This window comes from Aeromonas schubertii, assembly GCF_000820105.1.
Taxonomy (GTDB): Bacteria; Pseudomonadota; Gammaproteobacteria; order Enterobacterales; family Aeromonadaceae; genus Aeromonas; species Aeromonas schubertii.
In genome coordinates, this window is sequence record NZ_CDDB01000021.1 from 90410 (window position 1) to 115025 (window position 24616).

General features: G+C 62.0%; 23 protein-coding genes. 18 read left to right on the top strand and 5 right to left on the bottom strand.

Annotated features, from left to right (window positions below; genetic code table 11):
• Position 1 precedes the first annotated feature (1 nt).
• The 3 genes from BN1133_RS04380 (at position 2) to BN1133_RS04390 (ending at position 3150) form a co-directional block, all read left to right on the top strand.
• Positions 2 to 325, top strand: a complete 324-nt coding sequence (locus tag BN1133_RS04380; protein WP_050665330.1) for a hypothetical protein — start codon at positions 2 to 4, stop codon at positions 323 to 325.
• Positions 326 to 383: 58 nt separating this feature from the next.
• A complete protein-coding gene (locus BN1133_RS04385; protein ID WP_050665331.1) occupies positions 384 to 818 on the top strand; it encodes a DUF411 domain-containing protein in 435 nt (144 codons plus the stop codon).
• A 286-nt stretch (positions 819 to 1104) separates the two neighbouring features.
• Positions 1105 to 3150: a S9 family peptidase gene (locus BN1133_RS04390; protein ID WP_231686239.1), complete on the top strand. Its 2046-nt coding sequence runs from the start codon at positions 1105 to 1107 to the stop codon at positions 3148 to 3150.
• 52 nt (positions 3151 to 3202) lie between these two features.
• Here the strand turns inward: BN1133_RS04390 and BN1133_RS04395 are convergent, their stop codons facing one another.
• Positions 3203 to 3550, bottom strand: coding sequence for a RidA family protein (locus tag BN1133_RS04395; RefSeq protein ID WP_050665332.1), 348 nt, complete (start codon positions 3548 to 3550; stop codon positions 3203 to 3205).
• 14 nt (positions 3551 to 3564) lie between these two features.
• A complete protein-coding gene (gene tusA, locus BN1133_RS04400; RefSeq protein WP_050665333.1) occupies positions 3565 to 3810 on the bottom strand; it encodes a sulfurtransferase TusA in 246 nt (81 codons plus the stop codon).
• Positions 3811 to 3981: 171 nt separating this feature from the next.
• On the opposite strand from tusA, the gene BN1133_RS04405 reads away from it, so the two are divergent.
• Positions 3982 to 4167, top strand: coding sequence for a hypothetical protein (locus tag BN1133_RS04405; RefSeq protein WP_050665334.1), 186 nt, complete (start codon positions 3982 to 3984; stop codon positions 4165 to 4167).
• Positions 4168 to 4191: 24 nt separating this feature from the next.
• Here BN1133_RS04405 and BN1133_RS04410 read toward each other — a convergent pair whose 3' ends face one another.
• Positions 4192 to 4392 (bottom strand): hypothetical protein, encoded by a 201-nt coding sequence (locus tag BN1133_RS04410; protein ID WP_050665335.1) that lies wholly within the window; start codon positions 4390 to 4392, stop codon positions 4192 to 4194.
• A gap of 148 nt (positions 4393 to 4540) precedes the next feature.
• Between BN1133_RS04410 and BN1133_RS04415 the strand changes: the two genes are divergently transcribed.
• Complete coding sequence (locus BN1133_RS04415) at positions 4541 to 5386, top strand: substrate-binding periplasmic protein (RefSeq protein ID WP_050665336.1); 846 nt, start codon at positions 4541 to 4543, stop codon at positions 5384 to 5386.
• Here BN1133_RS04415 and ilvY read toward each other — a convergent pair.
• Positions 5383 to 6267, bottom strand: a complete 885-nt coding sequence (gene ilvY, locus BN1133_RS04420; protein ID WP_050665337.1) for an HTH-type transcriptional activator IlvY — start codon at positions 6265 to 6267, stop codon at positions 5383 to 5385. The two genes, BN1133_RS04415 and ilvY, sit on opposite strands and share 4 nt — an antisense overlap.
• A 121-nt stretch (positions 6268 to 6388) precedes the next feature.
• Between ilvY and ilvC the strand changes: the two genes are divergently transcribed.
• The 7 genes from ilvC (at position 6389) to BN1133_RS04455 (ending at position 14100) form a co-directional block, all read left to right on the top strand.
• A complete protein-coding gene (ilvC, locus tag BN1133_RS04425; protein WP_050665338.1) occupies positions 6389 to 7867 on the top strand; it encodes a ketol-acid reductoisomerase in 1479 nt (492 codons plus the stop codon).
• 130 nt (positions 7868 to 7997) lie between these two features.
• Complete coding sequence (locus BN1133_RS04430; RefSeq protein ID WP_050665339.1) at positions 7998 to 8369, top strand: hypothetical protein; 372 nt, start codon at positions 7998 to 8000, stop codon at positions 8367 to 8369.
• A 69-nt stretch (positions 8370 to 8438) separates the two neighbouring features.
• A complete protein-coding gene (locus BN1133_RS04435; protein WP_050665340.1) occupies positions 8439 to 9908 on the top strand; it encodes an efflux RND transporter periplasmic adaptor subunit in 1470 nt (489 codons plus the stop codon).
• 2 nt (positions 9909 to 9910) lie between these two features.
• Entirely contained in the window at positions 9911 to 13045 is a 3135-nt protein-coding gene (locus BN1133_RS04440) for an efflux RND transporter permease subunit (RefSeq protein ID WP_050665341.1), read from the top strand.
• Entirely contained in the window at positions 13042 to 13476 is a 435-nt protein-coding gene (locus tag BN1133_RS04445; protein ID WP_050665342.1) for a cupredoxin domain-containing protein, read from the top strand. The genes BN1133_RS04440 and BN1133_RS04445 overlap by 4 nt, the downstream gene beginning before the upstream one ends.
• A complete protein-coding gene (locus tag BN1133_RS04450) occupies positions 13473 to 13751 on the top strand; it encodes a copper-binding protein (RefSeq protein ID WP_050665343.1) in 279 nt (92 codons plus the stop codon). The genes BN1133_RS04445 and BN1133_RS04450 overlap by 4 nt, the downstream gene beginning before the upstream one ends.
• 13 nt (positions 13752 to 13764) lie before the next feature.
• The gene (locus BN1133_RS04455) at positions 13765 to 14100 is read left to right on the top strand and encodes a copper-binding protein (RefSeq protein ID WP_050665344.1); all 336 of its coding nucleotides are present in this window, start codon (positions 13765 to 13767) and stop codon (positions 14098 to 14100) included.
• Between the two features lie 475 nt (positions 14101 to 14575).
• On the opposite strand, the gene BN1133_RS19545 is transcribed toward BN1133_RS04455, so the two are convergent.
• On the bottom strand, positions 14576 to 15664 hold the full coding sequence (locus BN1133_RS19545; protein ID WP_082177896.1) for a trypsin-like serine protease: 1089 nt from the start codon (positions 15662 to 15664) through the stop codon (positions 14576 to 14578).
• A gap of 832 nt (positions 15665 to 16496) precedes the next feature.
• On the opposite strand from BN1133_RS19545, the gene BN1133_RS04465 reads away from it, so the two are divergent.
• The 6 genes from BN1133_RS04465 to BN1133_RS04490 all read left to right on the top strand — a co-directional run bounded on the left by BN1133_RS04465 (position 16497) and on the right by BN1133_RS04490 (position 24539).
• Positions 16497 to 17627: an anthrax toxin-like adenylyl cyclase domain-containing protein gene (locus BN1133_RS04465; RefSeq protein ID WP_050665346.1), complete on the top strand. Its 1131-nt coding sequence runs from the start codon at positions 16497 to 16499 to the stop codon at positions 17625 to 17627.
• Between the two features lie 234 nt (positions 17628 to 17861).
• Positions 17862 to 18830, top strand: coding sequence for a transcriptional regulator EbgR (gene ebgR, locus BN1133_RS04470; RefSeq protein WP_050665347.1), 969 nt, complete (start codon positions 17862 to 17864; stop codon positions 18828 to 18830).
• Positions 18831 to 19050: 220 nt separating this feature from the next.
• Positions 19051 to 22125, top strand: coding sequence for a beta-galactosidase subunit alpha (ebgA, locus tag BN1133_RS04475; protein ID WP_050665348.1), 3075 nt, complete (start codon positions 19051 to 19053; stop codon positions 22123 to 22125).
• A complete protein-coding gene (locus tag BN1133_RS04480; protein ID WP_050665349.1) occupies positions 22122 to 22577 on the top strand; it encodes a beta-galactosidase subunit beta in 456 nt (151 codons plus the stop codon). Before ebgA ends, BN1133_RS04480 begins: the two co-directional genes overlap by 4 nt.
• A 102-nt stretch (positions 22578 to 22679) precedes the next feature.
• Entirely contained in the window at positions 22680 to 24125 is a 1446-nt protein-coding gene (locus tag BN1133_RS04485) for an amino acid permease (RefSeq protein ID WP_050665350.1), read from the top strand.
• Positions 24126 to 24200: 75 nt separating this feature from the next.
• Positions 24201 to 24539, top strand: a complete 339-nt coding sequence (locus tag BN1133_RS04490; RefSeq protein WP_050665351.1) for a tRNA-binding protein — start codon at positions 24201 to 24203, stop codon at positions 24537 to 24539.
• Positions 24540 to 24616: the final 77 nt, after the last annotated feature.

Sequence of the window (24616 nt, forward strand, 5' to 3'; positions counted from 1 at the left end):
CATGCTCTCCCTAACCCATTCCCGACTCGGCGCCGGCCGCTGGATACCCTTGTGGTGTCTGCTGCTGGTGTTGATGTCGTTCGGGACCAGGGCGGCGGCCGATCTCTGTACCTTCACCAGCCACTGTGGCGCCATGGAGCGCAACCTGGAGAAGGCGATGCCCTGCGGCAGCTTCACCACGGCCCTCAGCATGACGGTGGTGGCGGATGCCTGGTTGGGGGTGGCCCGTCCGGTGCCCGATACCCCCTGCTTCCCCGAGCCGAGCCGTTTCGTCCCTGTCGCCCCGGTGGAGCGGCTGGAGCGCCCTCCGATCTCCCTCCTCTGACTCGTCGCCGTCTTCCTTCCGGGGAAGGCTCAACCCTAAGTCAAACGAGGATAACCCGATGAAACTCGCATCCCGTCTGCTGGCCATGATGGCCGGTGTGGCTGCCTTCTCCGCCGTTGCGGGGCAGAGCATGACCGTTTATGAATCTCCCTACTGCGGCTGCTGCAAGGGGTGGGTCAAACACATGGAGGAGAATGGCTTCGACGTGAAGGTGGTGGAGACCAATGATCTCGCCACCGTCAAGGCCAGGTACGGCATCCGTCCCGAGCTCTCCTCCTGCCACACCGGCATAGTGGAAGGGTATGTGGTGGAGGGGCATGTCCCCGCCGCCGACGTCAAGCGCCTGCTCAAGGAGAAACCGGCGATCCAGGGGCTGACCATTCCCGGCATGCCCCAGAGCGCCCCGGGAATGGACATTCCCGGCCACCCCTATGAGGTGCTGAGCATGGACAAGGAGGGCAAGACGGCCCGCTGGTCCGCCTACCCGGGCTGACCCAAGACCGCTGTGGTGCGCTCCTTTCATCCCATGTGAGGCACACCTGGCAGACTGCCGAGCCGCCGCAGCGGTCGACCGCCACCCTTGGGTGGCGGTTTTTTTATGGAGATCGCCTTGTCATCGGGCCCGTATGGGGGCAGATTGGTCCCGCCAGGAGAGTGGCCCAGGCCGCTCGAGAGAAACGACAGAAGATCGCAAAGGACGCGACATGTTGCTAAAACCCCATTGGCTGCTCTGGTTGGGACTCCTGACCGGGGCCGCCCAAGCCGCGAGTATTGCCCCCATGACCCAGCCCATGCCTCCCCAGGCCGCCCGCCATCCCCATCTGCTCAAGAGTCACGGGGATGAGCGTATCGACAACTACTACTGGCTGCGGGATGACGAGCGCCGCGATCCGGCCGTGCTCGACTACCTCAAGGCCGAGAATGACTACACCACCACCATGCTGGCCCCCTCCAGGGCGCTGCGCGATACCCTCTACAAGGAGATGGTGGCGCGCATTCCCCAGCGGGACGAGTCAGTGCCCTACGTCAAGAATGGCTACCGCTACCAGACTCGCTACGAGCCGGGCAAGGAGTACGCCATCTACAGCCGTGAGGCGGTGGCAGGCGGCGCCTCCCAGCTGCTGCTGGATGGCAACCGGCGTGCCGAGGGGCACGACTACTACGCCACCGGCGCGCTCGAGGTGAGCCGCGACAACCGGCTGCTGGCGGTGAGCGAAGACCTGGTATCGCGCCGCCAGTATGACGTGCGCTTCTTCGATATCGAGCACGGCCAGTGGTTGCCCGATACCATCGCGAATACCTCGGGCAACATCGTCTGGGCCGCCGACAACAAGACCCTCTTCTATGTGCGCAAGCACCCCCAGACCCTGCTGCCCTACCAGGTCTATCGCCACGTGCTGGGCACGGATCCGGCCAAGGATGTGCTGGTTTACGAGGAGAAGGACGACACCTTCTACGTGAGCCTCTACGCCACCACCTCGGAAGAGTTCATCGTCATCGGCCTCTCCAGTACCACCACGGGGGAGGCACTGCTGATCGATCCCCTTCACCCCGAGCGTCCCCCCAAGGTGTTCCTGCCCCGTCGGGTGAACCACGAGTACGGCATCGATCACTATCGCGGCTACTTCTATGTACGCTCCAACAAGGACGGCAAGAACTTCGGCCTCTACGAGACCCGCGAGGCCTCGGAGGCGCGCTGGAAGTCGGTGGTGGCGCCGCGCCCCGACACCCTGTTGGAAAACTATACCCTGCTGCGCGACTGGCTGGTGGTGGAGGAGCGGGAAGGGGGGCTGACCCGGCTGCGCCAGATCCGCTGGAAGGATGGGGAGCAGAAGGCGATCGCCTTCGACGATCCCGCCTACGTCACCTGGCTCGGCTACAACCCCGAGCCCGACACCGATCGCCTGCGCTACGGCTACTCGTCACTGACCACCCCGAGCACCACCTACGAGGTGAACCTCGACAGCGGCGAGCGTACCCGGCTCAAGCAGCAGGCGGTGGCCGGCTTCAAGAGCGAGGATTACGCCAGTGCCCGGCTCTGGGTGAGCGCCCGTGATGGCGTCAAGGTGCCGGTCTCGCTGGTGTGGCGCAAAGACAAGTTCAAACAGGATGGCAGCAACCCCCTGCTGGTCTATGGCTACGGTTCGTATGGCGCCAGCATGGATCCGGACTTTGGCAGCGCCCGCCTGAGCCTGCTCGATCGCGGCTTCGTCTATGCCATCGCCCACATCCGTGGTGGCGAGGAGCTGGGGCGCGACTGGTATGAACAGGGCAAGCTGCTCAACAAGCAGAACAGCTTCAACGACTTCGTGGATGTCACCCGGGCCCTGGTCGAGCAGAAGTACGCAGCCGCCGATCGGGTTTATGCCATGGGAGGCAGCGCCGGCGGCCTGCTGATGGGAGCGGTGATCAACCAGGCCCCCGAGCTCTATCGCGGTGTGGTGGCCCAGGTGCCGTTCGTCGATGTGGTGACCACCATGCTCGACGAGTCGATCCCCCTCACCACCGGCGAGTACGACGAGTGGGGCAACCCGGGCGAGAAGGCCTACTACGACTACATGAAGTCCTACAGTCCCTACGATCAGGTCAAGGCTCAGGCCTATCCGAACCTGCTGGTGACCACAGGATTGCACGACTCCCAGGTGCAGTACTGGGAGCCGGCCAAGTGGGTCGCCAAGCTGCGCGAACTCAAGACCGATCACAACCTGCTGCTGCTCAATACCGACATGGAATCGGGCCACGGGGGCAAGTCGGGACGCTTCAAGGCCTATGAGGATATCGCCCTGGAGTTCGCCTTCCTGCTGCAGGTGGACAAGAGGGCGTAAACCGCCCAACAAAAAGAGCGCCCTTTGGCGCTCTTTTTTTATTTCGCGACCGTCACACTGCGGCGGTGAGCTGGATCTCGACCTTGTAGTCGTCGTGGGCGAGGCGGGCCTGCACGCAGCAGCGCACCGGGGCCGTGCCGGCCGGCAACCAGGCGTCCCACAGCTCGTTGAAGGCGGCGATGTCACCGATCTCTTTCAGATAGATGGTGGCCATCACTATCTTGTCGACCCCGGAGCCGTTCTCTTCCAACAGGCGGGTCAGGCTGGTCAGCACCTCGCGGGTCTGGGACTGGAGGTCGGCCTCCAGGGTGGCGGGAACCTCCACCACATAGAGGGTGCCGTTGTGGATGACGACGTCGGACCAACGGGCCGTGGTGCCGATACGGGTGATCTGTGACATGGGGTTGCTCCGGATTACAGACCCTTGCGGATCAGATAGCGATAGGGGGTGGCCTCGGTCTCGCAGGCCACCAGGGTGTGGTCCATGAAGCGACAGAAGCTGGGGATATCCCGGGTGGTGGAGGGATCGTCGGCACGCACCAGCAGGGTCTCGCCGTCGGCCATGTTGCGCACCATCTTGCGCACCATCATCACCGGCTCGGGACAACGGAGCCCAATGGCATCCAGTTCATGGGTTGCTCTGCAGAATAAATCACTCATTAACTTGAAACCCCTAACCAATTCGGCTGCCAATAATACTCGCGACCAAAAAATAATCAAATCGGGTCGATGCCGGACAGAAGATGTAACCAAATTGTTTCATCTCGCTTTCCTGTCCGCCTATCATGGGTAATATAAAAAAAGACCCATATTCAACAAGGAGGTGTGAATATGATCCAGTCATACGACAGACTGAAGGTCTATGCCGCCATGGGCTTTCTGGCCTTCTCCATGTTGGCCCTGGGAGCGCCCATCGGCAATGCCGGTACCTGGTTTGGTGCCCTGGTGATGATAGGGCTGGGACTCTGGGTCGAGATCAGCGATTTCGACGAGGATGAGGACGACAGGGATCAGTAACGAAGACGGGCCATTGGCCCGTCTTCACTGTTTCTGCCCCTCGGTCAGGGCGCTGGCCCTGAGGTAGTAGCGCAGCTCCCCCTGCACCCGTCGTATGGCCGCCAGATGGCGCTCCTGCAGATAGATCTCCCCCTCTTGCCCCAGATGGGCGTGGGTGACCCCCATGCTGCGAAGGTACTCCTCAAACAATACGGGGCTGCCTATCTCGATGAAACGCGGATCCATGGCCATCTTTCCTGAGTAACGAGTAAATAGCATAGTCTCCCGGCTCCCTTGGCATCTGCCCATTGTCAGATCTGACACCGGGCGCTCTCCCCTTTGCTCCGTAGAGGGTCGCGTTATAGTAGAGAGGAATCTCTGTTGGAGTCGTGCGATGCGGCATCTGGCCCTGTGCCTGTTACTGTTGTGCGGTATGCCCCGTGCTGCCGAGGCGCCGCTGGTGGTCTGGAACCGGCTGCTCGAGCACCCCAATCCCGCCGTGGCCGGTCTGCTGCGCCTGGCGCTCGACCTCACCGTGGAGGACTACGGCCCCTACACCCTGAGTCGCAGCGTGGAGATGGAGCAGGGACGGGCGGTACGGGAACTGCAGTCGGGGCAGATGGATGTGGCGGTGTTTGCCCCCGATGGGGAGCGAGAGCGCACCCTGCTCGGCGTCTATGTGCCGCTCGCCAGGGGGTTGCTGGGGTGGCGGGTCTGCCTGATCCGCCCCGGCGACGAGCGGCGCTTCGCGGCCATCGACAGCCTGGCGCGCTGGCGGGCCAGCGGATTGTTGATCGGGCAGCACCAATCCTGGCCCGATACCGCGCTGCTTCAGGCCAACAAGCTGCGGGTCGAGTTGGGGCATCGCTATGAGGGGTTATTTCGGATGCTGCGCAAGGGGCGTTTCGACTGCTTTCTGCGCTCGGTGATCGAGGTGGAGGATGAGCAGAAGGCCAACCCGGATCTCGTCATCGAGCCACACCTGATTTTTCGCTATCCCCTGGCCCTGATGTTCTTCGTCTCGCCGACGCGACCGGAGCTGGCGCGTCGCATCGAGACCGGCCTGCTGCGGGCACGCGCCAACGGCGCCTATGAACGGCTGTTTGAGCAGGGCTTTGGCGGCACCATACGCCGCCTGGGGTTGGCGCGGCGTACCATACTGGAGCTGGAAAATCCCGACCTGCCCGAGCGCAGTCGCCAGATGCTGGCCGATCCGGCCCTGACCTTCCCGCGTCCCTAGCGGCCGCTGCGGGCCGTGTCCCAGAAGGCGCGTACCAGCGGCTCCTCGAGCCGCTTCTTGAGCACGGCCACGCCCACATCGAAGGGCTTGAAGGGCGGTGCGAGATCGATGATGCGCACCTTCTCCCCCATGGGGCTATGGTCGATCACCGCATCGGGTACCAGTCCCACCCCGCAGCCCAGGGCCACCATGGCCACTATGCCCTCGTTACCGGCCACCTCGGCGTAGAGGTTGGGGGCGATGCCCTTGTTGCGAAACCATTGATCGCTGCGTTTACGGGCCAACCCCTGCTCCGAGAGGATCACCGGTAGCCGCTCCCAATCCGGCTCGCCACCCGGAAACCACTGGGCCAGCTGGGGGCCACTCCGGGGGGCGATGAACACCAGGGGCACCTGGCGCAGGCTGGCAAACTCCAGCTTGGCGGGCAGGGCATCGGGGCGGGCGGCGATGGCGAGATCCGCCTCGTCTCCCAGCAGCTTGTCCACTGCCAGGGCCGGGTCGCCGGTCTCGAGTTTGATCTCGAGGCGCGGGTGGCGACGGCGAAAACGCTCGAGCACCTCGGGCAGCAGGAAGTAGCTGGCGGTGACCGAGCAGAAGACCCGCAGTCGCCCCTGCAATGGCTCGTCGCTGCGGCGCAGCTCCTGGCGCAGGTGGCGCCACTCCTGCACCAGGCTGCCGCCAAACTCGCGCAGCTTCTCCCCGGCCGGAGTCAGGCGCACGCTGCGGTTGTCCCGCTCGAACAGGGCGCAGCCGGTCTCTTGCTCCAGACGCTGGATGGCGCGGCTTAAGGTGGAGGGGCTGACCGCCATGGCATCGGCGGTCTTGCCGAAGTGAAGGCTGTCGGCGAGGTGGAGAAAGAGCTCCAGGTGGCGCAGGTCCATATTTCATTATCCGCAATACGATGTTTCGAATATATCAGTTACGGCAATACCTGTCCCACGCTATAGTGGTTCGACATCGAGCCGCATCGCGGCATGGAATCAACCGGACGGAGCAATCACCATGGCCAACTATTTCAATACCTTGAATCTGCGTCAGCAGCTCGCCCAGCTGGGCAAGTGCCGTTTCATGAAGCGCGATGAGTTCAGTGACGGCTGCGCCGTGCTCAAGGGCAAGAAGGTAGTGATCGTCGGCTGTGGTGCCCAGGGTCTGAATCAGGGTCTGAACATGCGTGACTCCGGCCTGGATATCGCCTACGCCCTGCGCAAGGCGGCCATCGAAGAGAAACGCGCCTCCTGGAAGAAGGCCACCGACAACGGCTTCGTGGTCGGCACTTATGAAGAGCTGATCCCCACCGCCGATCTGGTGCTGAACCTGACCCCGGACAAGCAGCACTCGGACGTGGTCAAGACCGTGATGCCGCTGATGAAACAGGGCGCCGCCCTGGGTTACTCCCACGGCTTCAACGTGGTCGAGGAAGGTCAGCAGATCCGTGCCGACATCACGGTCGTCATGGTGGCCCCCAAGTGCCCGGGCACCGAGGTGCGCGAGGAGTACAAGCGCGGCTTCGGCGTGCCGACCCTGATCGCCGTGCACCCGGAGAACGATCCCAGGGGCGAGGGCATGGCCATCGCCAAGGCGTGGGCCTCCGCCACCGGCGGCGACCGCGCCGGGGTGCTGGAGTCCTCCTTCGTGGCCGAGGTGAAATCCGACCTGATGGGCGAGCAAACCATCCTCTGCGGCATGCTGCAGGCGGGCTCCCTGCTCTGCTACGACAAGCTGGTGGCCGAAGGCACCGACGCCGGTTACGCCGGCAAGCTGATCCAGTTCGGCTGGGAGACCATCACAGAGGCCCTCAAGCAGGGTGGCATCACCAACATGATGGACCGCCTGTCCAACCCGGCCAAGCTGCGTGCCTTCGAGCTCTCCGAGCAGCTCAAGGTGCTGATGCGCCCCCTGTTCGAGAAGCACATGGATGACATCATCGCCGGCGACTTCTCCCGCGGCATGATGGCCGACTGGGCCGAAGACGACATCAAGCTGCTGACCTGGCGCGAAGAGACCGGCAAGTCCGCCTTCGAGAACGCCCCGGCGTTCGACGGCAAGATCGCCGAGCAGGAGTACTTCGACAAGGGGCTGGTCATGGTGGCCATGGTCAAGGCGGGGGTCGAGCTGGCGTTCGAAACCATGGTGGCCTCCGGCATCTACGAAGAGTCCGCCTACTACGAGTCCCTGCACGAGTTGCCGCTCATCGCCAACACGGTTGCCCGCAAGCGCCTGTACGAGATGAACGTGGTCATCTCCGACACCGCCGAATACGGTAACTACCTGTTCGCCAACGCCGCCGTACCGCTGCTGCGCGAGCACTTCATGCCGACCCTCAAGGCAGGCGATCTGGGCCAGCTGCTGGCGGGTAACGAGGCGGACAACGCCGCCCTGATCCGCGCCAACGAGGCGATCCGCAACCACCCCATCGAGGCCATCGGCCAGGTGCTGCGCGGTTACATGAAGGACATGAAGCGCATCGCCGTCGGCGGTTAAGCCAAGGGATGTCAGAGGGGGGGAGCCAACGGCTCCCCCTTTTTCGTTGGAGTCCCCTGCTTGACCTTCCCATCCTGGTAAGGTTTAGGGTGAGAGACAGGACTGCCTGCCGGCAGCGAAGGGAGAGCCCATGCTTGCAAACAGATTGCCCACGAGCCTGATAGCCCGGCTGATGCTGGTGCTGCTGCTCGCCTGCAATCTGACCTTCTGCCTCGCCGCTCATCAGGCCAACGCCGCTGTGGACCAGATGGCCCTTGGCTGCCACGCCGAAGAGAACCAGTCCGGCAGCGATTGCCCCATGCCTTCTGGCCTCGCCGGCTCCCTGGCCCAGTTGGCGGCGGGTCTGCCCTGGCTGCTGCTGCCACTGCTACTCTGCCTCACCCTGTTTGCCCCACCCCTGCTGCTGGCCGCCCGCCCGGGCTGGCGGGTCGGTCGTGAACGGGGCGCCCCGCCACCCTCCTGGCCAAGGCGACACCTGGAGCTCTGCGTCCTGCGCCATTGATTTTTCCCTTGCCGTGTCAACGGCCGGCCTCGTGCCGGCGTGTCTTCGTTTTCGTGCAAGAGAGTGATCATGGAATCCAACACCTCATCCCTGCACCCCTTGAAGGGGATCTTGCTGCTGGCCGCCCTGGCCGGCAGCGCCGCCGCCGGCTACTGGCTGGCGAGTCATCACGCCGCCCCGGCCAGTGCCGAGAAGCAGCCCCTCTACTGGGTCAACCCCATGGACCCGGCCGACAAGCGACCGGGCCCCGCCAAGGACTCCATGGGGATGGACTTCATCCCCGTCTATGAAGAGAAACAGGACGGCTCCCCCGGCACCGTCACCATAGCCCCCGAGATCCAGCAGAACATGGGGGTGCGTCTGGCCGAGGTGACCCGGGCCCCCTGGTTGCAGCGCATCGATACGGTGGGTTATGTGGGCTATGACGAGGAGCGCCTCGAGACGGTGACCGCCCGCCTGAGCGGCTGGATCCGTCGTCTCTACGTCAAGAGCGAGGGGCAGACGGTGCGTGCCGGCGAGCCCCTGTTCGACCTCTATTCCCCGGATCTGGTCAACGCCCAGAAGGAGTATCTGTTGGCCCTGGGCAGTGGCAACCCGCTGATTATCAAGGCCGCCGAGGGCAAGCTGCGCGCCCTCGAGGTGCCCCAGAGCCAGATAGATCAGGTGCGCCAGAGCCGCCGGGTGCAGGAGACCATACGGGTGCCGGCGCCGCGCAGCGGCTATCTGGTCGATCTCAAGGTGCGTGAGGGGCAATATGTCGACCCGGCCAACCCCCTCTTCTCCCTGGCCGCCCTCGATCAGGTATGGGTGAGCGCCGAGCTGTTCGAGCGCCAGGCCGCCGCTGTGCAGCCGGGCATGCCCGCCACCATGACCCTGGACTATGCCCCCGGGCGCAGCTGGCAGGGGCGGGTCGATTACGTCTATCCCACCCTGGATGCGGCCACCCGCACCCTCAAGGTGCGCCTGCGCTTTGCCAACCCGGACGGCTTCCTCAGGCCCAACATGTTTGCCGCCGTTCGCATCGAGCAGGCCCGTGCCCCCGTATTGCAGGTACCGGCCGAGGCGGTGATCCGCACCGGTCGCCAGGATCGGGTAGTGCTGGCGCTGGGTGACGGGCGCTTCAAGTCGGTGGCGGTGCGCCTCGGTGAGCGCGACGGCGAGCGTCAGGCGATCCTCGAGGGGGTTGAGGCGGGGGACAAGGTGGTCAGCTCGGCCCAGTTCCTCATCGACTCGGAGTCGAGCCTGGGATCGGATTTCCAGCGCATGACGGCGTTTCGCCCCGAGTCGGTCTGGAGCCAGGGTACGGTGACCGCCCTGAGTGAGGGGCGGGTGACGCTCTCCCATGAGGCGGTGCCCGAGTGGCAGTGGCCCGCCATGGAGATGGAGTTCGCGCTGGCCGACGGTGTCGATGCCAGCGCCCTCAAGGTGGGCGGAGCCCTGCACTTCGAGATGCGCCAGCAGGGAGATGACTACCTCATCACCGCCATCCATGTGATGGACGGCGCCGCGACCACCACCACTGGACACGGGGGGCAGTGAGCATGATCGCAGCCATCATTCGCTGGTCGCTGGGCAACCGCTTTCTGGTGCTGCTGGTGGCCCTGCTGGTGACCGCCTGGGGCATCTGGTCGGTACGCCAGACCCCGGTCGATGCCCTGCCGGATCTCTCGGACGTGCAGGTGATCATCAAGACCAGCTACCCGGGGCAGGCGCCCCAGGTGGTCGAGGATCAGGTCACCTATCCCCTCACCACGGCGCTGCTGGCGGTGCCCGGCGCCACCACGGTGCGCGGCTACTCGTTTTTTGGCGACTCCTTCGTCTATGTGCTGTTCGACGACAAGACCGATCTCTACTGGGCCCGCGCCCGGGTGCTGGAGTACCTGAGCCAGGTGGCCTCGCGCCTGCCGCCCGAGGCCAAGCCCGAGCTCGGCCCCGACGCCACCGGGGTGGGCTGGGTCTACCAATACGCCCTGGTCGACAAGAGCGGCAAGCACGATCTGGCCCAGCTCACCTCGCTGCAGAACTGGTTTCTCAAGTATGAGCTGCAGACGGTGCCCGGTGTCTCCGAGGTGGCGACCGTCGGGGGCATGGTCAAGCAGTATCAGGTTCGGGTCGACCCGGACAAGCTGCGCGCCTACGGGGTGCCACTCTCGCTGATCAAGAGCGCCATCGAGGCGGGTAACCAGGAGACGGGGGCGTCGGTCATCGAGATGGCCGAGGCCGAGTACATGGTGCGCTCCAACGGCTACCTCAAGGGGGTGGAGGACCTGCGCCTCATCCCGCTCGGCACCCGGGTGCGCGGCACCCCCCTCACCCTGGGGGACGTGGCCGAGATAGGCACGGGCCCGCAGATGCGGCGCGGGGTGGCCGAGCTCAACGGCGAGGGGGAAGTGGTCGGCGGCATCATCGTCATGCGCTACGGCGAGAATGCCCAGCAGACCATAGACGGGGTCAAGGCTCGCCTGGCCGAGCTGACATCCAGCCTGCCCGAGGGGGTGGAGCTGGTCACCGTCTATGACCGTTCGGATCTCATCCAGCGCGCCATCGACAACCTCTCCGGCAAGCTGGTGGAGGAGTTCGTGGTGGTGGTGCTGGTCTGCCTGGCCTTCCTGTTCCACCTGCGCTCCTCCCTGGTGGTGGTGGTGAGCCTGCCCATCGCCATCCTGGTCGCCTTCATCGTCATGCACCTGCAGGGGATCAACGCCAACATCATGTCGCTGGGCGGCATCGCCATCGCCATCGGCGCCATGGTGGATGGCGCCATCGTGATGATCGAGAACGTCCACAAGCACATGGAGCGCACCACCCTCACCGACCAGAACCGCTGGCAGGTGATCCAGCAGGCGAGCATAGAGGTGGGGCCCGCCATCTTCTTCTCCCTGCTCATCATCACCATGAGCTTCCTGCCGGTCTTTACCCTGGAGGCCCAGGAGGGGCGCATGTTTGCCCCGCTCGCCTACACCAAGACCTATGCCATGGCGGCGGCCTCGGCCCTGGCCATTACCCTGGTGCCTGTGCTGATGGGTTACTTCATCCGCGGCCGGGTGCTGGCCGAGCAGGCCAATCCCCTCAACCGCACCCTGTCGCGCGCCTACATCCCCTTGCTCAATACGGTACTGGCCTGGCCCAAGACCACCCTGGCGCTGGCCCTGCTGGTGACTGTGGGGGGGCTCTACCCGCTCAAGCACCTGGGTTCGGAGTTCGTGCCCCAGCTCGACGAGGGGGATCTGATGTACATGCCCACCACCTACGCCAACCTCTCGGTGGGCAAGGCGCGCGAGCTGCTGCAGCAGACCGACAAGCTCATTCGCACCGTGCCCGAGGTGCAGAATGTGTTCGGCAAGGCGGGACGGGCCGACAGTGCCACCGATCCGGCGGACCTGGTGATGTTCGAGACCAGCATCCAGCTCAAGCCCCGCGACCAGTGGCGCCCCGGCATAACGCCACAGAAGCTGCGTGAGGAGCTCGACGCCCTCATTCGCTTCCCCGGTCTCACCAATGCCTGGGTGCCCCCCATCAAGACCCGTATCGACATGCTGGCCACCGGCATCAAGACCCCGGTCGGCATCAAGATAGCCGGCCCCGATCTCAAGGTGATCGAACGCATCGGCCGCGACATCGAGGGGATCCTCAAGACGGTGCCGGGCCTCTCGTCGGTCTATGCCGAGCGGGTCGCCGGCGGACGCTACGTCAAGGTGGATATCGACCGTGCCCGCGCCGCCCGCTACGGCCTCAACGTGGCCGACGTGCAGGCGGTGCTGGCCACCGCCGTCGGCGGCATGGAGATAGGCCAGACCATAGAGGGGCGCGAGCGTTACCCCATCAACCTGCGTTATCCCCAGGACTATCGCGACTCCCCCGAGGCCCTGGCCCTGCTCCCCCTGGTGACCGCCGACGGGGCACGCATTGCGCTGGGCGACGTGGCGCGGGTCTACCTCTCCGACGAGGCGCCCATGCTGCGCAGCGAGAACGCCCGCCTCAACGGCTGGGTCTATGTGGATATCGACGGGCGCGACATCGGCTCCTTCGTGGCCGAGGCTCGGACCAGGGTGGAGCAGGAGCTTAAACTCGATCCCGGCTACTCCCTGACCTGGTCCGGTCAATACGAATACATGGAGCGGGCCAAGGCGCGCCTCACCTATGTGGTGCCGCTCACCCTGGCCATCATAGTGCTGCTGCTCTATCTGGCGTTTCGTCGCATGAGCGAGGTGCTGATCATCCTGGGTTCATTGCCGCTCGCCGTGGTGGGGGGGATCTGGGCCATCTGGCTGCTCGGCTTCAACCTCTCGGTGGCGGTCGGGGTGGGCTTTATCGCCCTGGCCGGGGTGGCGGTCGAGACCGGTGTGCTGATGCTGGTCTACCTCAACCACGCCTGGGAGGATCTCTGGGCCCGTGGCCAGCCCGATCGCGCCAGCCTGCACGACGCCGTCATCGAGGGGGCCGCCCTGCGCCTGCGCCCCAAGATGATGACGGTGGTGACCATCATCGTCGGCCTGCTCCCCATCATGTGGAGCGAGGGAACCGGATCCGAGGTGATGCAGCGCATCGCCGCCCCCATGATAGGCGGCATGGTGACGGCCCTGGTGCTCACCCTGCTGGTGCTGCCGGCCATCTACTACCTGTGGCGCGGGCGTCAGCTTGCCGCCCTTTGCCAACCCGAGGAGAAGACCCAATGAGAGTGATTGCAGGCCTGCTGCTGGCCATGACCTTTGCCGCCCACGCCGACGGGGGCCACCGCCTGGGGGAACCTGCCCCCCAACGCCCCGTCGACCGCACCCTGACGGTGACCCTGGATGACACCATGCGTTTCAGCCCGGCTGCCATCCGGGTCGAGGCGGGTGAGACGGTGCGGCTGCGGCTGCACAACCAGGGCAAGTTGACCCACGAGTTTGTGCTGGGGGAGATGAACAGCCTGCGCCAGCATGCCGAGATGATGCGCCAGCACCCCGGGATGGAGCATGACGACCCCGGTATGGTGAGCCTGGCCCCCGGTGCCAGCGGCGAACTGGTGTGGTACTTCCCCAAGGCCGGCCAACTCGACTTCGCCTGTCTGCTCCCAGGTCATATGGAGGCGGGCATGGTGGGCCAGATCCGGGTGGAGGGGTGAGGCGTTGGCTACTGGCTACTCTGTTGCTCAGTGGGTCGGCGCTCGCCGAGCCCTGGCTGGTGAAGGGGGTCGTCGTGGCCAGGGAGGCGTCAGCCGTTACGGTGCGCCACGAGGCCGAAATCAGGCTGGGAATGCCGGCCATGACAATGCGCGTCCGGGTCAGTGACCCGATGCTGTTGGAGACGCTGGCGGTGGGGGACACCCTCTTGCTGGCCCTGTGTGATAACCCATTGCTTAATAGCTTCGGACTGCTTGGCCCGAGCGTATCAATCTGACGAGGAGAGACAAATGAAAAGTGCACTGACCCTGTTGCTGCTGGGCTCCCTGAGCCTGACCATGCCCGCCCTGGCCAACGAGATGGCCGGCCACGAAGGCCACCAGATGGACGAGCCCATGATGGGGGCCCAGGTGATGACCAAGGGGGTGGTCACCAGGGTCGATCTGGAGGCGGGTAAGGTGGGGATCCGTCACGAGGCGATCGCCAACCTGGGGATGCCCCCCATGACCATGATCTTCAAGGCGGCCGATCCTGCCCTGCTGGAGGGGCTTAAAACCGGGGATGCCATCGAGTTTTTCGCCGAGAAACGGGACGGGGCCCTGGTGCTCGTCTCCCTGAGCCGCTAAGCGGCGGGACATCTGGCGACGCCCCGACAAGCGGGTTTATGACCCTCCCCGGACGGGGAGGGTATTTTATTTATTGCCGCCGGCAGGGAGGCTTTCGGTCGGCTCCTGACCCGGCTTTTCGATGTGGCGGCGTTGCAGGGGGAGAGTGCAATAAGCGCAGCGCATTGCTCCGGGGTAAGGGGGGCTGTGTTGCTGCATAGGGCGCTAGGCCGCTGCCCTCGAAGGGGTTTCGCCCGCCCTGCGGGACGTGGCGAGTGACTTTTGGTCAAAGAAAGGTCACCAATCGAGCGGCCAACCCACCCATTCGACCGCTGTGCCATCATCCCTGATGGCGCTTCTGACCTTGCTTCTGATCTAACCCGACATTCTGGGACACTCCCCATTACCCTTGCACCATGGATCGATCCAACCTCTGAGGTTTGTTTCGATTATAGCGGTGGTGATATATGTGTGTTGAGTGCCCCATCTTATCTTTTTAATGCTTGGGGAAAACAATGGGTGCATTTAGCACAGATTTGTTTTCTTCTAGCACAGTATTAGGTTTCGAGAAGGTGATTGGAGCGTTCAATACAGCGTTGTTATTCTCTGTTACTACTGAGTTACTCTGAATCCTTCGTACCGTATCAACAATCCAGCTGAACACACCTGGCCTTGTGAATCCGGCATAAAAGGTGGCCTGGTTATGTAGCTGAGAGTGTGCGTTTGCTCCTGTACTGACAACGCCATAAATTTTTCCTTGGTAGATAAGGGGTCCACCGCTATCGCCCTTGAATGTTGAATATTTTGTTATCACAGTTCCAAACTCATTCGTGCTCCATCTGGGGTCAGAGATATTTAGCGGTGGGTTTTCAACCGTGATAGAGTAGCGGTTAGGTTTATAGGTGGCTGCTTTCGCTCTTCGTTCATAGTCGGCCTCAGCGATCTCACAGCTATTTTGGTCACTTTGTGGATATTTCTGTGTGAAGTATTGGTTTGAAAAGTACTTGGAGCTATGACATCGAGACATGTCTACTTCACGCTCATAGTCTGGAGAGTGTTCTTTCTCAGCAACAATGGCGGGAACTGGCATGCGTTTAAGGTTCCTGGTTGAATATCCAATGGGGAAAACCTCTGCACCAAAGTCAATTTCCTCATGTGCGACTGGCAAGAACGTCACGCCCTCTGGCATGCTTTCAAGCTCCAAAATGGCTATATCATCAAACTTATCAGCCACTATCTTGTTATTAACCCTGTAAATATGGTCAGGCGTATAGGTCTCTACTATTTTTACCTTGATGCCAAGGTGAGGTATGCGGCCATTTTCGTCACGCGCCTGTGCTCTCGAATGAAGAAGATAGGCATCAGCCCCTTTTCCGGCGCCTAAGTAAACACAGTGTTGTGCGGTGAGAACCGTTTTTGGTGCAATCAGAGCACCAGAGCAATGCGCTCCTCTTAAATAGACCATATATGGCGCATCGTTAGCCAAGACATCCTCTCCGTCAACTGCCATGGCAGGCAATGCATATAAACCACCAGTTAATGACAGACTAATTGACAGTGGGATGAAATACTTTTCACGTTTCATGCAATCCCTTTCCTTATCTTGTATATGTGATGAAGCGGTATGCAACGAGGTTTTCATGCTCAATCCAAGGCGTATCTTCGCTTGTCACTATCACCAGGAAAGTGATTGGTCAGAGTGCTGCTGTGGATACTTTTGTCATCGTGCTGATGACGTGACAATCTTGGTTCAGATTACTAATGGCGGGCTTCGAGTGAGTCATACATTAAGTTCTGTAATGATTTATCACATGATGGCCAGTGCTTGGCAAGATCAATTAAATATCCTTCCCATCAATTAACAGCAATCTGAAATCCATTGGCATCCAGAGTGTTTAAGTAGTTTTTATTTATTTTTGCTTTAAATTCAACATGGGTTGCACCCTGAGTTTATATCATCTATTTCATTATCCACATTCGGTGATATGAACAAAGGTATAAATCTCTACGCACCATGATTTGAGGTGATATCAGGGGTCTATGAGGGGGTTATTCGAAGGGGAAGTGAAATTGGTTGATGATGTTGTTCAATATTATTGATGTAAAGAGGTTGCATCTAATGTGTGGACTATGTTGCTACTCACTTGGTATTGATGGTTGTCATTTTTAGTGCGATAAAACAAGGTGTGTTTATTGTTCTGCCAATGTTTTTGTCACTTTATGATGGGGTACTTGCGAGAAAATGAGTGGAGTAAATTTTACTGTTCTTCAGTTTTTCCGCTTCCAGGAACCGACTCCAAGAGTGATCTATCCCATTCGATATAATATTGCGAAAGTGAATAAATGGCGGCCGATTTTGCAATACCCTCACCTTATGGATTTTTAGACTGACCTCTGTTTCGTAGAGGAGAGTCAGGATGCGTATCGATGGTGTTCGTGAAATAGTGCCGAGAGATGTGGGGCAACCGGAGGGGAAACAGCCAGCCGCGCTCACTCCTCAGGCGCTGCAATATCTGTTTACCGACCATGGGGTGGGAATCCCGGTTGAGCATGCCATGCGTATGCAAGCGGTTGCCAAAGAGACCAACACAGTCTTTGGCATTCGTCCCGTCGAGGGGATGGTGACCACCCTGATCAAAGAGGGATACCCGACCAAGGGATTTTCGGTCAAGGGGAAGAGTGCTAACTGGGGTCCTCAGGCCGGTTTTATTTGTGTCGATCAGAAGCTGAGCAAGCGGGAGAATCGTGACCCGGCCGAGATCGGCAAGCTCACCCAGGCGGTGGCAAAGGGGATGAAGGGCGGTGCCTATACCCAGGCCGACCTCAGGATCAGCCCTCAGCGTATCGGTGAGCTGATCCAGGATTTTGGCCTCAAAGGAGAGGGGGTTGGGTCGGTTCGCCACCTGAGTGCCACGGGGCCCAGTGGCAACACCTATGAGTTTGTCGCCCGGCAGGAGGAAGATGGCCTCTACCGGATCAGTCGACAGGGTGAGCAGGAGGCGATTCAGGTCTTGGCCCACCCAGAGTGTGGCCTGCCCATGACGGCGGACTATGACCTCTTTCTGGTGGCGCCCTCAGTAGAGGAGTACGGCAGTGGTGGCTGTGATGCCAGGCCTAACACGGCGGTGAAGTACCAACCTTTGCCTAATGATCCCCATACCATGGAGAGTTTCTACGGCCGGGAAGATGCGACCCGGGGCAACATCACGTCGCGCACCAGGCAGTTGGTGGATACCCTTAATGACTCGCTGGGACGTGGAGAGCATAAGGAGATGTTTCATCACAGCGATGATGCGGGCAGCCCTGTCTCTTCCATGGGGGATAACTTCCCGGCGACTTTCTACCTTCCCCGGGCCATGGAGTACAGGGCTGGGGGAGAGTCGATGCACTTCACAGAGGTCTGCGTCGTGACGGACGATCAGCACTTCAATGTGTTCGTCGAGTGCATCAAGGAGAATGGTTACCACTTTAACGCCCACCCCGATTGGCAGGTGCCTGTACGGCCCAGCTTTGCAGAGGCGCAAGCCTTCTTTCGCGGCAAGGTGTGAGTCGATAATCGAGCAGGGATATCCGACGCCATGGAAGGCGTCACGCAGCTGATCTGTCCGTTTCTGTCCTGAGGCCAGGCTGGCTGCAGTGGTGAGTAAGTCCCAAGCATGGAGATCTCCTCGCAACCGCTTTCATGATGAGTTTTAGTAAAAATCTGCTGGTCCCTCGCGGTCTGGCTCGGTAATCTTGCTCTTCCGGCCCCGGAGGGGCGTTGTCCGGCCACAGGAGTCTCGATGGCAACCCTGAAAGAGATTGCGCAGGAGGCGGGTGTCTCGCTCGCCACCGTTTCCCGTGTCCTTAATGAGGACCCCACCCTGAGCGTCAAGGATGAGACCCGGCAGCGTATCTTCGAGATCGCCGAGCGGCTGGAGTATCGGCCGCAGGCGAACCGACGCGGGGTGCACAAGAGCAAGCAGCAGTTTCTGGCCCTCTATGGCTATCCCCAGAGCCTGGAGGTGAACGATCCCTTTTACCTCTCCATCCGTTATGGCATCGAGGCCCAGTGTGCCCGCCTCGGCATCGGCCTGAGCCATCTCTACGAGGCGGGAGCCCAGAGCGAGCTGCCTGCCACCCTGGACGGTGCCCTTCTGGTCGGGCGGGTCGAAACCGACCTCTGCCGCCTGCTGCAGGAACGCGGGGTGCCCCTGGTGTCGGTTGACAACAGCAGCGCTCTCGAGCACGACACGGTCGACGTGGATCTGGCCCGTATCAGTCAGCAGGTGATCGATCACTTCGTCGCCCATGGTCACCGGCGCATTGGCTATATCGGTGGTCAGGATGGAGAAACCGACGCCCGCGAGATCGCCTTCGCCGCCTACGGAGAGCGGCTCGGGGTGGTGCAGCAGGAGGATCTCTACCGGGGCGAGTTTTCCAGTGCCTCCGGCTACCGGCTGGCCTGTCAGATGCTGGAGCATGAGTGCCCGCCGGCCCTCTTCGTCGCCTCCGACTCCATTGCCATCGGGGTGTTGCGTGCCCTGCACGAGCGGGGGGTGCGCATTCCCGAGCAGGTGGAGCTTATCAGTGTCAACGACATCCCCACCGCCAAGTTCACCTTCCCCCCGCTCTCCACGGTGCGCATCCACTCCGAGCTGATGGGCTCGCAGGGGGTCAACCTGCTGCTGGAGCGGCAGCGCGACGGGCGCGACATCCCGTTACGGGTGCTGGTACCGAGCCAGTTGGTGCTGCGCGGCACCACCCGCTGAACCCGTTTTACTCCCCTTTACCCGACCCTGACCCGCTCGATGCCCTCGATGCGGGTCAATTTTTATGCCAACGAGCGCCTCACCACCTCGCCAACAGGATCCGGATCACAGTCCAGAAAGTGAGCTGTGATCCAGTTAAAGTTTTACCTGTTTAACTCTGTGATTAAGTAAAACTTTAACTAAAGTCTTCCCATCAACTCAGCCTGTTCCGGGAGGACATGTGAATAACTGGGAAAACTTCACCCTGTTGGGAGAGCATCGTCTGGCGCCACGCGCCTACTTCTTCTCCTATGCCGACAGGGCAAGCGCCGCCACCATGCAGCGAGAACTGAGCCGCCGCTTCCTCTCCTTGAGCGGCCGCTGGCAGTTCCACTACTTCGATCACCCCCTGGCGGTGCCGGAAGCCTTCTACCACAGCCCCATGACCGAGTGGGGCCAGATCACAGTGCCCAACCTGTGGCAGATGGAGGGGCATGGCCGGCTCCAGTACACGGATGAAGGTTTTCCCTTCCCCATCGATGTCCCCTTCGTGCCGACCAACAACCCCACAGGTGCCTACCAGCGCAGTTTCACGCTGAGCCCGGCGTGGGACGGGGAGCAGGTCATCATCAAATTTGACGGGGTCGAGACCTACTTCGAGGTCTATGTGAACGGTCACTACGCCGGCTTTAGCAAGGGCAGCCGCCTCACCGCCGAGTTCGATATCAGTGCCTTTGCCCGGGTGGGCGAGAACCTGCTCTCGGTGCGGGTGATGCAGTGGGCCGACTCCACCTATATCGAGGATCAGGACATGTGGTGGATGGCGGGCATCTTCCGCGACGTCTACCTGGTCGGCAAGCCGCGCGCCCATCTGCAGGACTTCTTCGTTCAGACCCGCCTCTCGGGTGACTGCACCGGCGCCACCCTGAGCTGCGATCTTCAATTCGAGAGCCTGGACGGCCCGGTCAGCGGCCATCGTCTGGCCTGGCGCCTGCTTGACGCCGAGCAAGAGGTCGGGAGTGGCGAGCAGACGGATCTGCACATCGATGGCAACCTCACCACCCGCTTCACCCTGGACCTCGATCGGCCGCGCCTCTGGAGTGCCGAAGACCCCTACCTCTACCGCCTGGAGCTGGCCCACTTCGATGCCGCCGGCACCCTGCTGGAGGTGATCCCCCAGCGGGTCGGGGTACGCGAGATCGCCGTGCGCGACGGCCTTTTTCATGTCAACGGCCGCTACCTCAAGCTGCACGGGGTCAACCGCCATGACAACGATCATCTGAAGAGCCGCGCCGTGGGCATGGATCGGGTTGAGCAGGACATCATCCTGATGAAGCAGCACAACCTTAACTCGGTGCGCACCGCCCACTACCCCAACGACCCCCGCTTCTACGAGCTGTGCGACCGCTATGGCCTGTTTGTGATGGCCGAGACCGATGTGGAGACCCACGGCTTCGTCAGCGTCGGTGATCTCAGCGCCATCACCGATGATCCGGCCTGGGAGAGCGTCTTCGTCGATCGCATCGTGCGCCACGTACACGCCCAGAAGAATCACCCCTCCATCATCATCTGGTCCCTGGGCAATGAATCCGGCTACGGCTGCAACATCAGGGCCATGTACCACAGCTGCAAGGCCATCGATCCGACCCGTCTGGTCCACTACGAGGAGGACAGGGACGCCGAGGTGGTGGACGTGGTGAGCACCATGTACTCCCGGGTTCAGCAGATGAACCACTTCGGCGAGTACCCCATGAACAAGCCGCGCATCCTGTGTGAGTACGCTCACGCCATGGGCAATGGCCCGGGTGGCCTCAGCGAGTACCAGCAGGTGTTCGATCGCCACGATCATATCCAGGGCCACTACATCTGGGAGTGGTGCGATCACGGCATCCTGGCCCACGACGAGCAGGGGCGCCCCGTCTACCAGTACGGCGGTGACTATGGCGACTACCCCAACAACTACAACTTCTGCATGGATGGCCTCATCTACCCGGATCAGACCCCGGGGCCGGGCCTGCGCGAATACAAGCAGGTGCTCTGCCCGGTCAAGGTACGTGCCAGTCACGCCGCCGCCGGCCGCTTCGAGCTGGAGAATCGCTTCTGGTTCTCTTCCCTGGACGGGCTGCGTCTGGAGTGGGAGCTGCAGGCCGAAGGAGAGGTGATCTGGAGTGAGAGCCAGCCCCTGTGTGGCGTGGCACCGCGAGAGACCTTGCCTGTCGCCCTCGACCTGCCGGCCCTGGATCAGCGGGAGACCTTCCTGCAGGTGCGGGTGGTGCGCGAACAGGCCACCGCCTATAGCCCGGCGGGCTATCAGCTGGGTCAGTACCAGTTCCAACTCAAGGGGGCGACCCGCACCCTCTACCCTCTGGTGAATCCCAACGCCACCGAACTGCAGCTGGAGGAGGGACGTCTGGCCCTCACCATCACGGGCAGCGGCTTCGCCCTGCGTTTCTCCCGTCTGGATGGCAAGCTGGAGAGCTGGCAGGTGGCCGGTGACGAGCTGCTGGCGAGCGCCCCGCGCCTTACCTTCTTCAAGGCGATGATCGACAACCACAAGCAGGAGTACGAGAGCCTGTGGCACCCGAACCACCTGCAGATCATGCAGGAGCACTTCCGCACCTTGAGTTGGCGCCAGCTGGGTGAGGCGGTCGAGGTGACGGTGGAGAGCATCATAGCCCCGCCGGTGTTCGACTTCGGCATGCGCTGCCGCTACGTCTACACCCTGAGCCCCAATGGCCAGCTGCATGTGGCCCTGAGCGGCGTTCCCTATGGCCGCTACGACGACATCATTCCCAAGATCGGCGTCGAGTTGGGGCTGCGCGGGGATCTGGATCGGGTGCACTACTACGGCATGGGTCCGGGCGAGAACTACTCCGACAGTCGCCAGAGCAACTGGATCGGCACCTTCAAGAGCACGGTGGCCGAGATGTGGGAGCACTACCCCTTCCCCCAGGACAACGGCAATCGCCAGCAGGTGCGCTGGGCCAGCCTGACCGACCGTCACGGCAGCGGCCTCTATGTGCGCCCCGACGCCCCCATCAACCTGAGCGCCTGGCCCTACAGCTGGGAGCATATCCACGCGGCCCAGCACATCAACGAGCTCGAGCCCGGCGGCCACATCACCCTCAACCTGGATCACAAGGTGCTGGGGCTGGGCTCCAACTCCTGGGGCTCAGAGGTGCTGGACTCCCACCGGGTGCGCTTCGAGGCATTTGAGTATGGCCTCACCCTGCTGCCTATCGAGCGCGGCAACCTGACACCGGCCACCCTGGCCGGACTGGACCTCACCATCAAGGGCGGGAGGAACCTCGCATGATCACCCTGGAAAGTCTGGATCTGTTCAAGCAGGTCTACCGCGAAGGCAAGAAGTGGAACCGCTGCATCGAGGCGATCGACAACCTGCCCAATATCCGCCCCGGGGTCTTCCACTCCATCGGTGACTCCCTGGTCTACCGGCTGTTCGAGGGGGTGAGCCCGGCCAAAGAGACCTTCGAGGGGACCCGCCGTTATGTGGACCTGCACTACTACCTGGAGGGGGAGGAGACGGTGGAGTGGGCCGCCAAGGACGATCTTGGCGTGGTGCAGGCCTATGACGACTGCACCGACCGGGAGCAACTCGGGGGCGAGGTGCAGCAACGCTGCCGGGTAGGCCATGGCCAGGTGGTGCTCTTCGAGAGCGACAAGGCCTACCGCTTCTGCGGGGACGCTCCGGTGCGCAAGGTGATCATCAAGGTCACGGTCGAAGGCGGCTACTTCAAAAACAAATAACAAGCCGCCGGTTTTGCACCGACAAAGCCGAAAGGGCGGGGCTCACCCTACAACGAATGCCCCGCTCTTTCGCTGCAATAACTACAGGTCTGGAGATGCACCATGTCTGATTCCAAACGAAATACGATCGGCAAGTTTGGTCTGCTGTCGCTTACCTTCGCGGCGGTATTCAGCTTCAACAACGTCATCAACAACAACATCGAGATCGGTCTGGCCTCGGCCCCCATGTTCTTCCTGGCCACCCTTTTTTACTTCATTCCGTTCTGCCTCATCATCGCGGAGTTCGTGTCACTGAACAAAAACTCCGAGGCGGGGGTGTACGCCTGGGTGAAGAGCTCCCTCGGTGGGCGCTGGGCCTTTATCTCCGCCTACACCTACTGGTTCGTGAACCTCTTCTTCTTCACCTCCTTGCTGCCGCGGGTCATCGCCTACGCCTCCTATGCCTTCCTCGGCTACGAGTACATCCTCACCCCGGTGGCAACCACTTGCTTGAGCATGGTGCTGTTTGCCTTTGCCACCTATGTCTCCACCAACGGCGCCAGGATGCTGGGCCCCATCACCTCGGTGACTTCGTCCCTGATGCTGCTGCTGACCCTCTCCTACATCCTGCTGGCGGGTTCGGCCCTGGTGGGCGGTGTCCAACCGGCAGACCCCATCACGGTAGAGGCCATGATCCCCGACTTCAGCTGGGCCTTCCTCGGCATCACCACCTGGATCTTCATGGCTGCCGGGGGGGCCGAGTCGGTGGCGGTCTACGTCAACGACGTGAAGGGGGGGTCCAAATCCTTCGTCAAGGTGATCATCGTCGCCGGCATCTTTATCGGTGTGCTCTACTCCATCGCGTCGCTGTTGATCAACGTCTTCGTGCCGAGTGACACCCTGAAGTTTACCGGCGGCTCGGTGCAGGTGTTCGAGGGGCTGGCGGCTCATTTCGGCCTGCCGGAGATCCTGATGAACCGCTTCGTGGGGCTGGTCTCCTTCACCGCCATGTTCGGCTCCCTGCTGATGTGGACCGCCACCCCGGTGAAGATCTTCTTCTCCGAGATCCCGGCCGGCATCTTCGGCCAGAAGACGGTCGAGCTGAACGAGAACGGCGTGCCCGCCCGCGCGGCCTGGATCCAGTACCTCATCGTGCTGCCGCTGATGGTGGTGCCGACGTTGGGCTCCAACACGGCGCAGGATCTGATGAACACCGTCATCAACATGACCGCCGCCGCCTCCATGCTACCGCCGCTCTTCATCATGCTGGCCTACCTCAATCTGCGCCTGAAGCTCGATCACCTGCCGCGGGAGTTCAGGATGGGGTCGCGCACCACCGGCATTGCCGTGGTCTCGGTGCTGATCGCCATCTTCTCGGTGGGCTTCCTCGCCTCCACCTTCCCGACCGGTGCCGACATCATGACCATCCTCTTCTACAACGTCGGCGGGATCGTCATCTTCCTCGGCTTCGCCTGGTGGAAATACAACCGTTACGAGGCCTCCTTGAGTCATGAGGCGCGGGTGAGAGAGGCCGGGCCGGCGGCCCGGGTCTCCATGCAGGCGCCCTGAGCGACCCCTTTCCCCCTATCAAACCGGGTGGCCGTTGGCCACCCGTTCACCGTCACATCAAAACAGGAGAAGAGAATGAGCGAGACGATCGAGTTTGCCGACTTCAAGCGGGTCGAGATGAAGGTGGGCAGGGTGCTGGAGGTGGTGCGCCATCCGGGCGCCGACAAGCTCTACATAGTGCAGATCGATGTGGGTGGCGAGCGTCCCCTGCAGACAGTCACCAGCCTGGTCCCCTACTACAGCGAGGATGAGCTGGCGGGCAGCGAGGTGGTGGTGGTGACCAACCTCAAGCCGACCCGAATGCGCGGCGAGCGCTCCGAGTGCATGCTGCTCTGTGCCGAGACGCCGGACGAGAGCCAGAGTGTGCTGCTGCAGCCGAGGGTCTCCATGCCCGCCGGCACCCCCATAGTGTGAAGCGATAACAACAACAGAACGACAGACCGGGGCCTGGCCCCCCAATCGAGACGCTCAGGCGCGCTGCAGCGCGCCGG

Coding starts and splice junctions, on each gene's coding strand:
- BN1133_RS04490 (WP_050665351.1), top strand. CDS start 24,201: ATGAGCGAGACGATCGAGTTTGCCGACTTCAAGCGGGTCGAGATGAAG.
- BN1133_RS04430 (WP_050665339.1), top strand. CDS start 7,998: ATGCTTGCAAACAGATTGCCCACGAGCCTGATAGCCCGGCTGATGCTG.
- ilvC (WP_050665338.1), top strand. CDS start 6,389: ATGGCCAACTATTTCAATACCTTGAATCTGCGTCAGCAGCTCGCCCAG.
- BN1133_RS04415 (WP_050665336.1), top strand. CDS start 4,541: ATGCGGCATCTGGCCCTGTGCCTGTTACTGTTGTGCGGTATGCCCCGT.
- BN1133_RS04455 (WP_050665344.1), top strand. CDS start 13,765: ATGAAAAGTGCACTGACCCTGTTGCTGCTGGGCTCCCTGAGCCTGACC.
- BN1133_RS04480 (WP_050665349.1), top strand. CDS start 22,122: ATGATCACCCTGGAAAGTCTGGATCTGTTCAAGCAGGTCTACCGCGAA.
- BN1133_RS04395 (WP_050665332.1), bottom strand. CDS start 3,550: ATGTCACAGATCACCCGTATCGGCACCACGGCCCGTTGGTCCGACGTC.
- BN1133_RS04405 (WP_050665334.1), top strand. CDS start 3,982: ATGATCCAGTCATACGACAGACTGAAGGTCTATGCCGCCATGGGCTTT.
- BN1133_RS04465 (WP_050665346.1), top strand. CDS start 16,497: ATGCGTATCGATGGTGTTCGTGAAATAGTGCCGAGAGATGTGGGGCAA.
- BN1133_RS04485 (WP_050665350.1), top strand. CDS start 22,680: ATGTCTGATTCCAAACGAAATACGATCGGCAAGTTTGGTCTGCTGTCG.
- BN1133_RS04440 (WP_050665341.1), top strand. CDS start 9,911: ATGATCGCAGCCATCATTCGCTGGTCGCTGGGCAACCGCTTTCTGGTG.
- BN1133_RS04390 (WP_231686239.1), top strand. CDS start 1,105: ATGACCCAGCCCATGCCTCCCCAGGCCGCCCGCCATCCCCATCTGCTC.
- BN1133_RS04410 (WP_050665335.1), bottom strand. CDS start 4,392: ATGGATCCGCGTTTCATCGAGATAGGCAGCCCCGTATTGTTTGAGGAG.
- tusA (WP_050665333.1), bottom strand. CDS start 3,810: ATGAGTGATTTATTCTGCAGAGCAACCCATGAACTGGATGCCATTGGG.
- ilvY (WP_050665337.1), bottom strand. CDS start 6,267: ATGGACCTGCGCCACCTGGAGCTCTTTCTCCACCTCGCCGACAGCCTT.
- ebgR (WP_050665347.1), top strand. CDS start 17,862: ATGGCAACCCTGAAAGAGATTGCGCAGGAGGCGGGTGTCTCGCTCGCC.
- BN1133_RS04385 (WP_050665331.1), top strand. CDS start 384: ATGAAACTCGCATCCCGTCTGCTGGCCATGATGGCCGGTGTGGCTGCC.
- BN1133_RS04445 (WP_050665342.1), top strand. CDS start 13,042: ATGAGAGTGATTGCAGGCCTGCTGCTGGCCATGACCTTTGCCGCCCAC.
- BN1133_RS04435 (WP_050665340.1), top strand. CDS start 8,439: ATGGAATCCAACACCTCATCCCTGCACCCCTTGAAGGGGATCTTGCTG.
- BN1133_RS04380 (WP_050665330.1), top strand. CDS start 2: ATGCTCTCCCTAACCCATTCCCGACTCGGCGCCGGCCGCTGGATACCC.
- BN1133_RS19545 (WP_082177896.1), bottom strand. CDS start 15,664: ATGAAACGTGAAAAGTATTTCATCCCACTGTCAATTAGTCTGTCATTA.